This is a genomic window from Pseudomonas sp. 13B_3.2_Bac1 (assembly GCF_025466205.1).
Taxonomy (GTDB): domain Bacteria; phylum Pseudomonadota; class Gammaproteobacteria; order Pseudomonadales; family Pseudomonadaceae; genus Aquipseudomonas; species Aquipseudomonas fluorescens_H.
In genome coordinates this window covers 94644-106740 of the sequence record NZ_JANLOG010000145.1, presented here as the reverse complement: position 1 = coordinate 106740, position 12097 = coordinate 94644, and the positions used below count along the sequence as shown (strand labels likewise).

General features: G+C 58.5%; 13 protein-coding genes. 8 read left to right on the top strand and 5 right to left on the bottom strand.

Translation table 11 applies throughout. The features are described 5' to 3' along the window. Nucleotides 1-135: 135 nt before the first annotated feature. On the bottom strand, nt 136-1335 hold the full coding sequence (gene tyrS / locus NTD85_RS23890) for a tyrosine--tRNA ligase (RefSeq protein ID WP_003228770.1): 1200 nt from the start codon (nt 1333-1335) through the stop codon (nt 136-138). Nucleotides 1336-1547: 212 nt separating this feature from the next. Between tyrS and NTD85_RS23885 the strand changes: the two genes are divergently transcribed. Both NTD85_RS23885 and NTD85_RS23880 read left to right on the top strand, forming a co-directional pair. Beyond that, on the top strand, nt 1548-2972 hold the full coding sequence (locus NTD85_RS23885; RefSeq protein WP_103484981.1) for a peptidoglycan DD-metalloendopeptidase family protein: 1425 nt from the start codon (nt 1548-1550) through the stop codon (nt 2970-2972). A 3-nt stretch (nt 2973-2975) separates the two neighbouring features. Beyond that, complete coding sequence (locus NTD85_RS23880) at nt 2976-4067, top strand: anhydro-N-acetylmuramic acid kinase (RefSeq protein WP_262143361.1); 1092 nt, start codon at nt 2976-2978, stop codon at nt 4065-4067. A gap of 75 nt (nt 4068-4142) precedes the next feature. Here NTD85_RS23880 and erpA read toward each other — a convergent pair whose 3' ends face one another. Both erpA and argC read right to left on the bottom strand, forming a co-directional pair. Then, complete coding sequence (erpA, locus tag NTD85_RS23875; protein ID WP_003228776.1) at nt 4143-4493, bottom strand: iron-sulfur cluster insertion protein ErpA; 351 nt, start codon at nt 4491-4493, stop codon at nt 4143-4145. Between the two features lie 168 nt (nt 4494-4661). Further along, nucleotides 4662-5696: an N-acetyl-gamma-glutamyl-phosphate reductase gene (gene argC, locus NTD85_RS23870; protein WP_047296942.1), complete on the bottom strand. Its 1035-nt coding sequence runs from the start codon at nt 5694-5696 to the stop codon at nt 4662-4664. Nucleotides 5697-5831: 135 nt separating this feature from the next. Between argC and hemJ the strand changes: the two genes are divergently transcribed. The 6 genes from hemJ to coq7 all read left to right on the top strand — a co-directional run bounded on the left by hemJ (nt 5832) and on the right by coq7 (nt 10412). After that, the gene (gene hemJ, locus NTD85_RS23865) at nt 5832-6260 is read left to right on the top strand and encodes a protoporphyrinogen oxidase HemJ (RefSeq protein ID WP_262143360.1); all 429 of its coding nucleotides are present in this window, start codon (nt 5832-5834) and stop codon (nt 6258-6260) included. 35 nt (nt 6261-6295) lie between these two features. Continuing rightward, nucleotides 6296-7282 (top strand): NAD(P)H-dependent flavin oxidoreductase, encoded by a 987-nt coding sequence (locus NTD85_RS23860; protein ID WP_262143359.1) that lies wholly within the window; start codon nt 6296-6298, stop codon nt 7280-7282. 61 nt (nt 7283-7343) lie between these two features. Then, a complete protein-coding gene (locus NTD85_RS23855) occupies nt 7344-8291 on the top strand; it encodes a DUF805 domain-containing protein (RefSeq protein ID WP_262143358.1) in 948 nt (315 codons plus the stop codon). 61 nt (nt 8292-8352) lie between these two features. Continuing rightward, nucleotides 8353-9141: an SDR family NAD(P)-dependent oxidoreductase gene (locus tag NTD85_RS23850; protein ID WP_045122654.1), complete on the top strand. Its 789-nt coding sequence runs from the start codon at nt 8353-8355 to the stop codon at nt 9139-9141. Nucleotides 9142-9221: 80 nt separating this feature from the next. Then, nucleotides 9222-9560: a histidine triad nucleotide-binding protein gene (locus NTD85_RS23845; protein WP_127647765.1), complete on the top strand. Its 339-nt coding sequence runs from the start codon at nt 9222-9224 to the stop codon at nt 9558-9560. 204 nt (nt 9561-9764) lie between these two features. Further along, the gene (coq7, locus tag NTD85_RS23840; protein WP_027610738.1) at nt 9765-10412 is read left to right on the top strand and encodes a 2-polyprenyl-3-methyl-6-methoxy-1,4-benzoquinone monooxygenase; all 648 of its coding nucleotides are present in this window, start codon (nt 9765-9767) and stop codon (nt 10410-10412) included. Between the two features lie 116 nt (nt 10413-10528). Here the strand turns inward: coq7 and speD are convergent, their stop codons facing one another. Together speD and NTD85_RS23830 are read right to left on the bottom strand one after the other, a co-directional pair. Next, nucleotides 10529-11323, bottom strand: coding sequence for an adenosylmethionine decarboxylase (speD, locus tag NTD85_RS23835; protein ID WP_003228791.1), 795 nt, complete (start codon nt 11321-11323; stop codon nt 10529-10531). A gap of 237 nt (nt 11324-11560) precedes the next feature. After that, complete coding sequence (locus NTD85_RS23830; RefSeq protein WP_003228794.1) at nt 11561-11983, bottom strand: OsmC family protein; 423 nt, start codon at nt 11981-11983, stop codon at nt 11561-11563. Nucleotides 11984-12097: the final 114 nt, after the last annotated feature.

The following is a 12097-nucleotide window of genomic DNA, read 5'->3' as shown; positions in this document are numbered from 1 at the left end:
CTCGATGAACTGAAGCAAGCCACTGTCGAAAACTGTGTAACTCATTGAATCTCAAGGAGTTTTCCGTTTCGACTGCGCCGGAAGTGGGGCGAATTATAGACTTCTAAAATTCGCCGTCAACCCCTAGATCCAACTTTATTCAGATTTCAGCGTGATGCGCGCGAATGCCTTCTTGCCCGCCTGACAAACGTGGGTCGCACCCAGTACATATATAAAGGAGCGATCAACCACCTCACCATCCACACGCACACCACCGGAAGCCAACAGATCACGCGCAGCCGCCGAGTTCTTCACCAGGCCCGCCTTATTAAGGACGGCCGCAATCGGCATATCTTCAGCAGAAGCCAGCTCAATCTCCGGCAGATCATCCGGCAGCTCACCATCCTTCATACGGTTACCAGCAGCGCGATGCGCATTGGCGGCAGCCTCCTCACCGTGGAAGCGAGCGACAATCTCTTCTGCCAGCTTGATCTTGATATCGCGCGGGTTAGCCCCAGCCTCTACATCCGCACGGAAGGCATCGATCTCATCCATCGAACGGAAGCTGAGCAGCTCAAAGTAACGCCACATCAACGCATCCGGGATCGAGACCAGCTTGCCGTACATCACACCTGGCGCTTCCTGGATACCGACGTAGTTGCCCAACGACTTGGACATCTTCTTCACGCCATCCAGACCTTCTAGCAGTGGCATGGTCAGAATGCACTGAGCTTCCTGGCCATATCCACGCTGCAGCTCACGCCCCATCAGCAAGTTGAACTTCTGATCGGTACCGCCCAACTCGACATCCGCGCGCAGAGCAACCGAGTCATAACCCTGAACCAGAGGATAGAGAAACTCGTGAATGGCGATCGGTTGGTTGGTGGTGTAACGCTTATCGAAGTCATCACGCTCAAGCATACGCGCGACGGTGTATTGCGAAGTCAGACGAATGAAGTCCGCAGGCCCCATCTGATCCATCCAGGTGGAGTTGAACGCAACTTCGGTTTTCGCCGGATCCAGAATCTTGAACACCTGAGACTTGTAGGTCTCGGCATTTTCCAAAACCTGCTCGCGAGTCAAAGGAGGACGAGTAGCGCTCTTGCCGCTTGGATCACCGATCATCCCGGTGAAGTCACCAATCAGGAAGATCACCTGATGCCCCAATTCCTGGAACTGGCGCAGCTTATTAATAAGCACGGTGTGACCCAAGTGCAGATCCGGGGCGGTTGGATCGAAACCAGCCTTGATACGCAGCGGCTGGCCGCGCTTGAGCTTCTCGATCAGCTCGGACTCGACCAATAGTTCTTCCGCACCACGTTTAATCAGCGCTAGCTGCTCTTCAACCGACTTCATAACAGACCCGCAAGGCTCAGATTCAAAGGGAACCAACCATACAAGATCGTGCACCAATTACAAGTTTTGCCCGGCGCACGGACACCAATCTGCAGACAGGCTGTCTGTAGACTTGCTTCGGGGATGATTTGGTTATATTTTATACAGTTATTTCATCTTCATCATGTCATTCATCTTTTCCAATTCATCTTTTTTCAAAGTCAAAATTACTTATGACCACTGAACCGTCTAAAGCGCCACCGCTTTACCCGAAGACCCACCTGCTTGCCGCAAGTGGAATCGCCGCTCTTCTCAGCCTGGCACTCCTGGTATTCCCTTCCAGTGATGTTGAAGCCAAAAAGACGACCCTGAGCCTTGAACTGGAAAGTCCTGCTGAACAACTGACACAAGATCAAGACGCTGCTGACGCGGTTCAAGCCACAAATGAGCCAGTAGCCTCACCTTTCGCCCAAATCGAAAACAGCACCGAAGACACCCCGAAAACCGCTGAGGCCGCACCTGCACCTGCTCCGACTGCGGAAAAACCGAAAGCCCCGGGACATCGCGAAGTCATCGTCTCAAAGGGCGATACGCTCTCTACATTATTCGAGAAAGTCGGCCTGCCAGCTGCCGCCGTGCATGAAGTCCTGGCCAGTGACAAACAAGCCAAACAGTTCAGCCAGCTCAAGCACGGCCAGAAGCTCGAGTTCGAACTGAACCCGCAAGGCCAACTGACCAGCCTGCACAGCAAGGTCAGCGACGTAGAAACCATCACCCTGACCAAGAACGACAAGGGCTATGCGTTCAACCGCGTCACCGCTAAACCTACCGTTCGCACGGCTTACGTGCACGGCGTGATCAATAGCTCACTGTCACAATCCGCTGCCCGCGCAGGCCTGTCCCATAGTCTGACCATGGATATGGCCAGCGTATTCGGCTACGACGTCGACTTTGCACAGGACATCCGCCAGGGTGACGAATTCGACGTGATCTACGAGCAGAAAGTGGTCAACGGCAAGGCAGTGGGCACCGGCCCGATCCTGTCTGCGCGCTTCACCAACCGCGGCAAGACCTACACCGCCGTGCGTTACACCAATAAACAAGGCAACAGCAGCTATTACACCGCCGATGGCAACAGCATGCGCAAGGCATTCATCCGTACCCCGGTGGACTTCGCCCGCATCAGTTCTAAATTCTCCATGGGCCGCAAACACCCGATCCTCAACAAGATCCGCGCCCACAAAGGCGTCGATTACGCAGCTCCACGCGGTACGCCAATCAAGGCTGCCGGCGACGGTAAAGTGCTGCTGGCTGGTCGCCGCGGCGGCTACGGCAACACCGTGATCATTCAGCACGGCAACACCTACCGTACGCTCTACGGCCACATGCAAGGCTTCGCCAAAGGCGTGAAAACCGGCGGCACCGTCAAGCAGGGCCAGGTAATCGGCTATATCGGTACCACCGGCCTGTCCACAGGACCGCACTTGCACTACGAGTTCCAGGTCAACGGCGTTCACGTCGACCCGCTGGGCCAGAAGCTGCCGATGGCTGATCCGATCGCCAAATCCGAGCGTGCACGCTTCCTTGCACAGAGCCAGCCATTGATGGCCCGCATGGACCAAGAGAAGGCCACCATGCTGGCTTCGAGCAAGCGCTAAGCCATGGCTCTTTATATCGGCGTGATGTCCGGCACCAGTCTCGACGGGCTGGACATCGCCCTGATCGAGCAGACCTCGGCGATCAGACTGATCGCCACGCACTACATCCCCATGCCCGAATCCCTGCGCACCGAGCTGCTTGGCCTGTGCGCCAGCGGCCCTGACGAGATCGCCCGCTCGGCGCTCGCCCAGCAGCACTGGGTAAAACTCGCCGCACAGGGCATCAACACCCTCCTCGATCAGCAGCAACTCAAACCTGAAGCCATTCGCGCAATCGGCAGCCACGGTCAGACCATTCGCCATGAGCCCGCTCGCGGCTTCACCGTGCAAATCGGCAATCCCGCACTACTGACCGAGTTGACCGGCATCACCGTGATCAGTGACTTCCGCAGCCGTGATGTGGCTGCTGGCGGCCAGGGTGCGCCGCTGGTGCCTGCTTTCCATGAAGCTTTGTTCGAAGAGCGTAGCGGTAACCGTGCAGTCTTGAATGTCGGCGGTTTCAGCAATCTGAGTCTGATTGAGCCGACCAGGCCTGTAGCCGGTTTCGACTGTGGCCCTGGGAATGTGCTGATGGATGCCTGGATTCATCAGCAACGCGGCGAGAACTATGATCGCAACGGTCAGTGGGCAGCCACCGGCACTGTCGAGCCAGTCTTGCTGAAAGCGCTGCTCAGCGATCCGTTCTTCGTGACCAAAGGTCCAAAGAGTACTGGCCGGGAAGTGTTCAACCTGCCTTGGCTGGAACACCATCTCTCAGAGCTACCGAGCTTCGCCCCTGAAAACGTCCAGGCAACGCTGCTCGAACTGACGGCGCTGACCATTGTCGAGTCGCTGCAAACCGCTCAAGCCGATACCCGGGAAATGCTGGTCTGCGGCGGCGGCGCTCACAACGTCACGCTGATGAAGCGTCTGGCCGACCTGTTGCCAAACGCTACCGTGGCCAGCACCGCCACTCACGGCGTCGATCCGGACTGGGTCGAGGCAATGGCCTTCGCCTGGCTGGCCCATTGCTGCCTCGAAGGCATTGCCGCCAACCGTCCGAGCGTCACCGGCGCCAAAGGCCTGCGGATACTCGGCGCCATTTACCCCAACTGAACAAAACGCCGACAACAAAAAACGCCGCAGAACCGTAAGGCTCTGCGGCGTTTTGTTGTGTGTAGCGAGGTGCGATCAGATCGAGAACGAAGAGCCGCAACCACAGGTCGTGGTGGCGTTCGGGTTCTTGATCACAAAGCGCGAACCTTCCAGACCTTCCTGGTAGTCCACTTCGGCACCCGCCAGGTACTGGAAACTCATCGGATCGACCACCAGACTCACGCCTTCGCGCTCGACGATGGTGTCGTCCTCGGCCACATCCTCATCGAAGGTGAAGCCGTACTGAAACCCCGAACAACCGCCGCCCGTAACGAATACGCGCAGCTTCAAGCGATCATTCCCCTCTTCATCGACCAGGCTCTTCACCTTGTGCGCAGCACCTTGGGTGAATTGCAAAGCCGTGGGGGTGAAGGATTCGACGCTCATGCTGACTATCTCCCGGCGTTACGCCGCCATAATGCGTGATGACGCGCATTATCCGCTTGTCCTAGAAAATCGGTCAACTATTGTTACGGTATATCAATAAACCCGACCAACTGCCCAGAATGCAAAAAGGCCCGTTTGACGGGCCTTATTGCTGTGTTGCCGAAAGTGTTACGGCAGCATGCCGGCGTGGGACAGGCCGAAGCGCTCATCCAGGCCGAACAGGATATTCATGTTCTGCACCGCCTGACCCGACGCGCCTTTGACCAGGTTGTCGATCACCGACAGCACCACCACCAAATCACCATCCTGCGGACGATGTACTGCAATGCGGCAGACATTGGCGCCACGTACGCTGCGGGTTTCCGGATGGCTGCCGGCCGGCATCACATCGACAAACGGTTCGTTGGCATAACGCTTTTCAAACAGCGCCTGCAGATCCACCGAACGATCGACCACGGTCGCATAGAGCGTGGAGTGAATACCACGGATCATCGGCGTCAGGTGCGGCACGAAGGTCAGACCAACGTCCTTACCGGCAGCGCGACGCAGACCCTGGCGAATTTCCGGCAGATGACGGTGACCTTTCACCGCATAGGCCTTCATGCTTTCCGACGTCTCGGAGTACAGCGAGCCTACAGACGCGCCGCGACCGGCTCCGCTGACGCCGGATTTGCAGTCAGCGATCAGGCGCGAAGTATCTGCCAGACCCGCCTCAAGCAGCGGCAGGAAACCCAACTGCGTAGCGGTTGGATAGCAGCCGGGAACGGCGATCAGACGAGCCTTCTTGATCTGCTCGCGATTGACTTCCGGCAGACCGTAGACCGCCTCGTCCAGCAATTCCGGCGCACCGTGTGGCTGGCCGTACCACTTGGCCCATTCTTCAGCGTCCTGCAGACGGAAGTCCGCTGACAGATCGATGACCTTGGTGCCCGCCGCCAGCAATTCACCGGCCAAGGCATGGGCAACACCGTGCGGAGTGGCGAAGAACACCACATCACAAGCGCCAAGGGTCTTGATATCGGGAACGCTGAACGCCAGACCGTCATAGTGGCCACGCAGGTTCGGGTACATGTCAGCCACGGCCAGACCGGCCTCGGATCGGGAAGTGATCACCACCACTTCTGCCTGCGGATGCTGTGCCAACAGACGCAGCAGTTCGACACCGGTGTAACCCGTGCCGCCGACGATACCGACCTTGACCATAAACCTGCCCTCAACGAACCCACTGGAAAGCCGTCGATAATAGGGGCCGCGCGCCCCTGCGACAACCATCAAGGTGACGTGCGGACGCTCAAGCCTCTACTATCCCGGCTACCGTGAACCTGGGAATAACTAAAAATGCTCTATCTGTGGATCAAAGCGTTTCACATCGTCAGTGTCGTGTGCTGGTTTGCCGGGCTGTTCTATCTCCCCCGGCTGTTCGTTTATCACGCGCAAAGTGAAGACGCGATCAACAAGGAACGCTTCAGCGTCATGGAGCGCAAACTGTATCGCGGCATCATGGGCCCGGCGATGATCGCCACGCTAATCTTCGGCGGCTGGCTCATCTACCTCAATCCGGGCATCTTCAGCATGGGCGGCTGGATTCACGCCAAGCTGACCCTGGTGGTCTTGCTGATCGGTTACCACCACATGTGCGGTGCGCAGGTAAAACGCTTCGCCCGTGGCGAGAACACCCGCAGCCATGTCTTTTATCGCTGGTTCAATGAAGTGCCGGTTCTGATATTGCTGGCTATCGTAATTCTGGTCGTGGTCAAGCCGTTCTAACTTCTATACAGGCATAACACCTCGGGGGATTTCCAATGTCGCTGCCCGCTCTGCTCGAACAACGTCTGCGCCTGCCGGTAGTGGCGGCGCCGATGTTCCTGATCTCCAACCCGGAGCTGGTACTCGCCTGCTGCCGTAACGGCGTGGTCGGCAGTTTCCCGGCGCTGAACCAACGTGAAAGCAGCGGTTTCAAGGCCTGGCTGGAGGAGATCGAAACGGGCCTGGCGACACTGGACAACCCGGCGCCGTATGCCGTGAACCTGATCGTGCACAACAGCAACCCGCGCCTGCAGGCGGACCTGGACATCTGCGTCGAACACAAGGTGCCGATTGTCATCACCAGCCTCGGCGCGGTGAAGGAGCTGGTCGATGCCGTGCACAGCTACGGCGGTCTAGTGTTCCACGATGTGACCACGCGCCGGCATGCCGAGAAGGCCGCCGAAGCCGGAGTCGACGGCTTGATCGCCGTTGCGGCGGGCGCCGGGGGCCATGCCGGGACCTGGAGCCCGTTTGCGCTGATCGCCGAGATCCGCGAGTTCTTCGATAAAACCCTGCTGCTTGCAGGATGTCTGAACCACGGCCATGAGATCCTGGCCGCACAACTGCTCGGCGCGGATCTGGCCTACTTCGGAACGCGATTTATCGGCACCACCGAAAGTCATGCGCCTGACGCCTACAAGGACATGCTGCTGACGGCCAAAGCGGCGGACATCATTCATACTCCTGCCGTCTCTGGCGTACCGGCCAGCTTCATGCGCCAAAGCCTGGAGGCGGCAGGTTTCGACATGGCCGCGCTGCAAGGCAAGGGCGAAGTCAACTTCGGTGACAAGCTCAAGCCGATCAACGACGAAGCCAAGGCCTGGAAGACTGTGTGGTCGGCCGGCCAGGGCGTAGGCCAGATTGACGACCTGCCGAGCGTCGACCAGTTGATCGCCCGGCTCGACGCGGAATATCGTCAGGCGCTGGAACGCGCGGCGCAATTGCCCAAACGCTGGCCGCGCCGAGAAAAATCAGGCCAGTGATCGACCGACTGGCCTTACACTTGCTGACCTTCAATTGATTCGCGACAAGGATGCCCCGACCATGAGCGAACCTCGTTACAAGATCGTTTTCGACGGTGCTCTGCAGCCCGGCGTCGATCTCACCACCGCCAAGCTCAATCTGGCGGCCCTGTTCAAAAGCGATGTCGCTGCCATCGAGCGCCTGTTCAACGGCAGCACCGTCGCCCTCAAGCGCGACCTGACTCACAGTGATGCGCAGACGTATCTGCAAGCACTGAGCAAAACCGGGATCGACGCGCGGATCGAGGCGGAAACGGCAATCGAGCTGAATCTGGCGGACGTGCACGAACATCAGCCCGTCATTGCAGAACCAGCCTCCCCCTACGCACCACCACGCGCCGACGTTGGCGAGAGCCTGCCGGCCTTCGCTGTGCTCAAGCCCTTCAGCGTTGAAGGCCGGATCGGTCGCCTGCGGTTTTTGGCCTGGACGATGGTACTGAGCCTGGTGACCCTGCCGATCGTTGGCATATTCGCTCTGCTCGCGCTCGGACTGGTCAGCGGCGACTCCACCACCGGTCTGATCATCGGCGGGATATTCGCGTTCTTCCTGTTCCTCGGCTTCATCATTGTCAGCATCCTGTTCAGCGTGCAGCGCCTGCACGATATCGGATGGTCCGGCTGGCTGTGGCTGCTGAACCTGGTGCCGTTCGTGGGCAGTTTCTTCCCGCTGGTGATCATGGTCGTGCCGGGCAACACTGGCGCCAACCGCTACGGCCCGCCGCCGCCACCCAACAGTACCGCGGTCAAAGTGTTGTGCTCGTTGTGGATCGTGTTCTTCGCCCTGGTATTTGCCGGCGGCATGCTCGGCGGCATCTCGGCCATTCAGCAGGAATACGAAAGCAACCTTGAGAGCAGCTACGAAAGCGGCTCGGTCACCACCGATGAAGTCGAGGTCGAGACTGAACCGGCGAATTCCGTGGACGATGCAGCCGAAGCGGCCCCGGCCCCTGTAGACTCTGCGAAAGAATGAACAGCGCTCCCCGCCGTGACACCTGCGTCGCTGGCGCGGAGCTGTTGCGATGGAGAATTGCATGACCCGTTACGCTCTGATCACTGGCGCCTCCAGCGGCATCGGCCTGGCCCTGGCTGAAGCTCTGGCCCGGCGCGGCCGCAGCCTGATTCTGGTGGCTCGCCAGCGTGATCAGCTGGAAAGTATCGCGATCGAACTGACCCAGCGTTTTGGCGTGGAGGTGTTGTTCCGCGCCTGCGACCTGGGCGAGCCATTGCGCTTGTCCGGGTTCCTGCTGGAACTGGAAGAAGGCGACCGGCAGATCGATCTGCTGGTCAATTGCGCTGGCATCGGCACCTGCGGCCCATTCCTCGCCCAGGACTGGATGACCGAGCAGGACCTGATCGAAGTCAACATCCTCGCCCTCACCCGCCTGTGCCACGCCATTGGCAACAGCATGGCGCTGCAGGGCGGCGGGCAGATTCTCAACGTCGCCTCGGTGGCGGCTTTCAATCCCGGTCCGTGGATGAGCACTTATTACGCCAGCAAAGCCTACGTATTGCACTTCTCCGAAGCCCTGCGAGTGGAGCTCAAACAGAGCGCGGTCAAGGTTTCGGTGCTTTGCCCCGGCCCGACCCGCACTGCATTTTTCCGCACGGCGCAGCTCAACAGCGACAAACTCAAGGACAGCAAGCTGCTGATGAGTCCCGAGGAAGTCGCGCTGTACACCGTGCGGGCGCTGGAAAAAAACCGCGCCATCATCATTCCCGGGAGGCGCAATCGCTGGTTCGCCTTCCTGCCACGCCTCGGCTCGCGCTGGCTCAATCGCACCCTTGTCGGCATGGTCAACAAGGCTTACTGCCCGCGCTGAACTGTCCTACGGCAAAACACTGGGCGGGGGCATTCCCCATGCGTACACTCAGGCCAGCCCACACAACGGAGAAAACAGCAGTGGATACTCTGTTCACCAAGATCATCAACCGGGAGATCCCGGCCAAGATCATTTACGAAGACGACCAGGTTCTGGCGTTCCACGACATCGCTCCTCAGGCACCGGTGCATTTTCTGGTGATCCCGAAGAAACCGGTGCGTACCCTCAACGACCTGACCGAAGACGACAAGGCACTGGCCGGGCACATCCTGTTCACTGCCCAGCGTCTGGCACTGGAGCTGGGCTGCGAGGAAGGCTTCCGGGTCGTGATGAACTGCAATGAACAAGGTGGGCAGACCGTCTATCACATTCATATGCACGTACTCGGTCAGCGTCAGATGAACTGGCCACCGGGCTGATTCACTGCATCAGCCCCTGTGGGAGCGGGCTTGCTCGCGAAAGCGGATTGTCTGGCACTGATACTTTGAATGTGCCGACGTCTTCGCGAGCAAGCCCGCTCCCACAAAAACACCACCGTGCTCTCTGCATGGCAATGACCCAGCGCAAACCTTCCCCGGCCGATTCGGTTAAACTGGCCGTCGAGATTTTTCCCGGAGGTCAGCATGACTACCCAACGTCACTACTCGCCGATTGACCGTCTTCTGCTGCAAGCCGATGCCGCGATGCGCACCCTGCTGCCCTTCAGTGGCCAGCCGTACCGCCCGTCACCCGCCATCGTGCAGCCGGATGTGCAGATGAGCGACGAAGACACCCGCCATGTCGCCGGCCTGATGCGCATCAACCACACCGGTGAAGTCTGCGCCCAGGCGCTGTACCAGGGGCAGGCGCTGACCGCCAAGTTGCCGCAGGTACGTGCCGCCATGGAACACGCCGCTGAAGAGGAAATCGACCATCTGGTGTGGTGCGAACAGCGCATCCATCAACTGGGCAGCCATACCAGTGTGCTTAATCCGTTGTTCTACGGGATGTCGTTCGGCATCGGCGCTGTGGCCGGCCTGATCAGTGACAAGGTCAGCCTCGGTTTCGTCGCGGCCACTGAGCATCAGGTGTGCAAGCACTTGAACGAACACCTGGAGCAATTACCGGCCGAGGACGAGAAGTCCCGGGCGATTCTGGAGCAGATGCGCATTGATGAAGAACATCATGCGGAGAGTGCACTGGATGCGGGTGGTTTCCGCTTTCCGGCGCCGGTGAAGTTCGGGATGAGTCTGTTGGCGAAGGTGATGACCAAGAGTACCTACAGGATCTGACTTCAGTGTTGTCTGGCAGGGCCCCTTCGCGAGCAAGCTCGCTCCCACAGGGTTCTGTTTCGGTAATAAAAAAGGCGACTACCGCACGGTAGTCGCCTTTTTTGTGCCCGGGAATCTTACGTCGGCATGTTGCGCGCGTAGAAGATTTCCAGCATTTCGTGTTTCACACGCTCGGTCACCTGAGCGCGTTGCTCGGACGACAGATTGCTGGTGGCGTCGCCGAACAGGTAGTTGTCCAGTTCGAAGTTCTTCAGCAGCATTTTCGTGTGGAACAGGTTTTCCTGGTACACGTTCACGTCGGTCATCTGGTACGCGTCGCGAGTGTCTTCGGAAAGGTAGTTCTGGATCGAGTTGATCTCGTGGTCGATGAAGTGCTTGTTGCCTTCAACGTCACGGGTGAAGCCGCGCACACGGTAATCCACGGTCACGATGTCCGAATCGAACTGGTGAATGAGGAAGTTGAGCGCTTTAAGCGGTGAAATGACACCACAGGTCGACACGTCGATGTCCACACGGAACGTCGCGATACCGGCGTCCGGATGGATTTCCGGATAGGTATGCACCGTGATGTGACTCTTGTCGAGGTGGGCAAGGATGATTTCGGGCAATGGACCCGGGGACTCTTCGATCTGGCTGTCAGTCGGGGTCACCGGCTCTTCCGAGATCAGAATCGTGACGCTGGCACCCTGAGGCTCATAATTCTGACTGGCAATGTTCAGAATGTTGGCACCAATGATTTCGACAACTTCCGTGAGAATCTGCGTCAGGCGTTCGGCGTTGTACTCTTGATTGATGTACTCGACGTAAGCCTGCTGGTCTTGCGGGGTTTCCGCGTAGCAGATGTCATAGATGTTGAAGCTCAAGGTCTTTGTCAGGTTATTGAACCCGTGGAGCTTGAGTTTGCTTTTCACCGTTAAAAACTCTCTATGTATGCGGCGCAGCCGCGTGATCAAGCATGCCCGTCAAGTGCGAACAACGCACCTGCGTAGGACGGTTAACACCTCTTCGCGATGGCGATTTTGGTTATCTGTTCAGGCGGATGACCCGTCGGCTGACCGATCACTGCCCTGAAAAAAGTGGCGCATTATGCAGACGTCAGCGAGGGATCGCCAGAGTCTGCACTGCTTTTATGATAGTTGAATGTCGGCTCAGCCGAGTTCGACGATTTCATAATCGTGAGTGATCGCCACGCCGGCCGCGCCGAGCATGATCGAGGCCGAGCAATACTTCTCGGCAGACAGTTCGATGGCGCGCTTGACCTGGGCTTCTTTCAGGCCCCGGCCCTTGACCACGAAGTGCATGTGGATCTTGGTGAACACCTTCGGATCTTCGGTCGCGCGTTCGGCTTCGAGGAACGCTTCGCAGCTTTCAACCGCCTGACGCGACTTCTTCAGGATGCTGACCACGTCGAAGTTGCTGCAACCACCAACGCCCAGCAGGAGCATTTCCATCGGGCGAACACCCAGATTACGACCACCGGCGTCCGGCGGACCGTCCATGACCACGACATGACCGCTACCGGATTCGCCGAGGAACATGGCTTCGCCAGCCCATTGGATGCGTGCCTTCATCGCCAAGACTCCACTGTAGAAAAAAGGGTCGCCAGCTTAGCACAGGCCCTTGCTCTGACAGCGCTTGGCGTTCCTAGGACGGATGCCTCTGCGGTGTAGGTAATTTCTCGAATT

Excerpts from the sequence above, each read along its gene's own strand:
- tyrS (WP_003228770.1), bottom strand. The coding sequence starts at position 1,335 with ATGAAGTCGGTTGAAGAGCAGCTAGCGCTGATTAAACGTGGTGCGGAA.
- NTD85_RS23885 (WP_103484981.1), top strand. The coding sequence starts at position 1,548 with ATGACCACTGAACCGTCTAAAGCGCCACCGCTTTACCCGAAGACCCAC.
- NTD85_RS23880 (WP_262143361.1), top strand. The coding sequence starts at position 2,976 with ATGGCTCTTTATATCGGCGTGATGTCCGGCACCAGTCTCGACGGGCTG.
- erpA (WP_003228776.1), bottom strand. The coding sequence starts at position 4,493 with ATGAGCGTCGAATCCTTCACCCCCACGGCTTTGCAATTCACCCAAGGT.
- argC (WP_047296942.1), bottom strand. The coding sequence starts at position 5,696 with ATGGTCAAGGTCGGTATCGTCGGCGGCACGGGTTACACCGGTGTCGAA.
- hemJ (WP_262143360.1), top strand. The coding sequence starts at position 5,832 with ATGCTCTATCTGTGGATCAAAGCGTTTCACATCGTCAGTGTCGTGTGC.
- NTD85_RS23860 (WP_262143359.1), top strand. The coding sequence starts at position 6,296 with ATGTCGCTGCCCGCTCTGCTCGAACAACGTCTGCGCCTGCCGGTAGTG.
- NTD85_RS23855 (WP_262143358.1), top strand. The coding sequence starts at position 7,344 with ATGAGCGAACCTCGTTACAAGATCGTTTTCGACGGTGCTCTGCAGCCC.
- NTD85_RS23850 (WP_045122654.1), top strand. The coding sequence starts at position 8,353 with ATGACCCGTTACGCTCTGATCACTGGCGCCTCCAGCGGCATCGGCCTG.
- coq7 (WP_027610738.1), top strand. The coding sequence starts at position 9,765 with ATGACTACCCAACGTCACTACTCGCCGATTGACCGTCTTCTGCTGCAA.
- NTD85_RS23830 (WP_003228794.1), bottom strand. The coding sequence starts at position 11,983 with ATGAAGGCACGCATCCAATGGGCTGGCGAAGCCATGTTCCTCGGCGAA.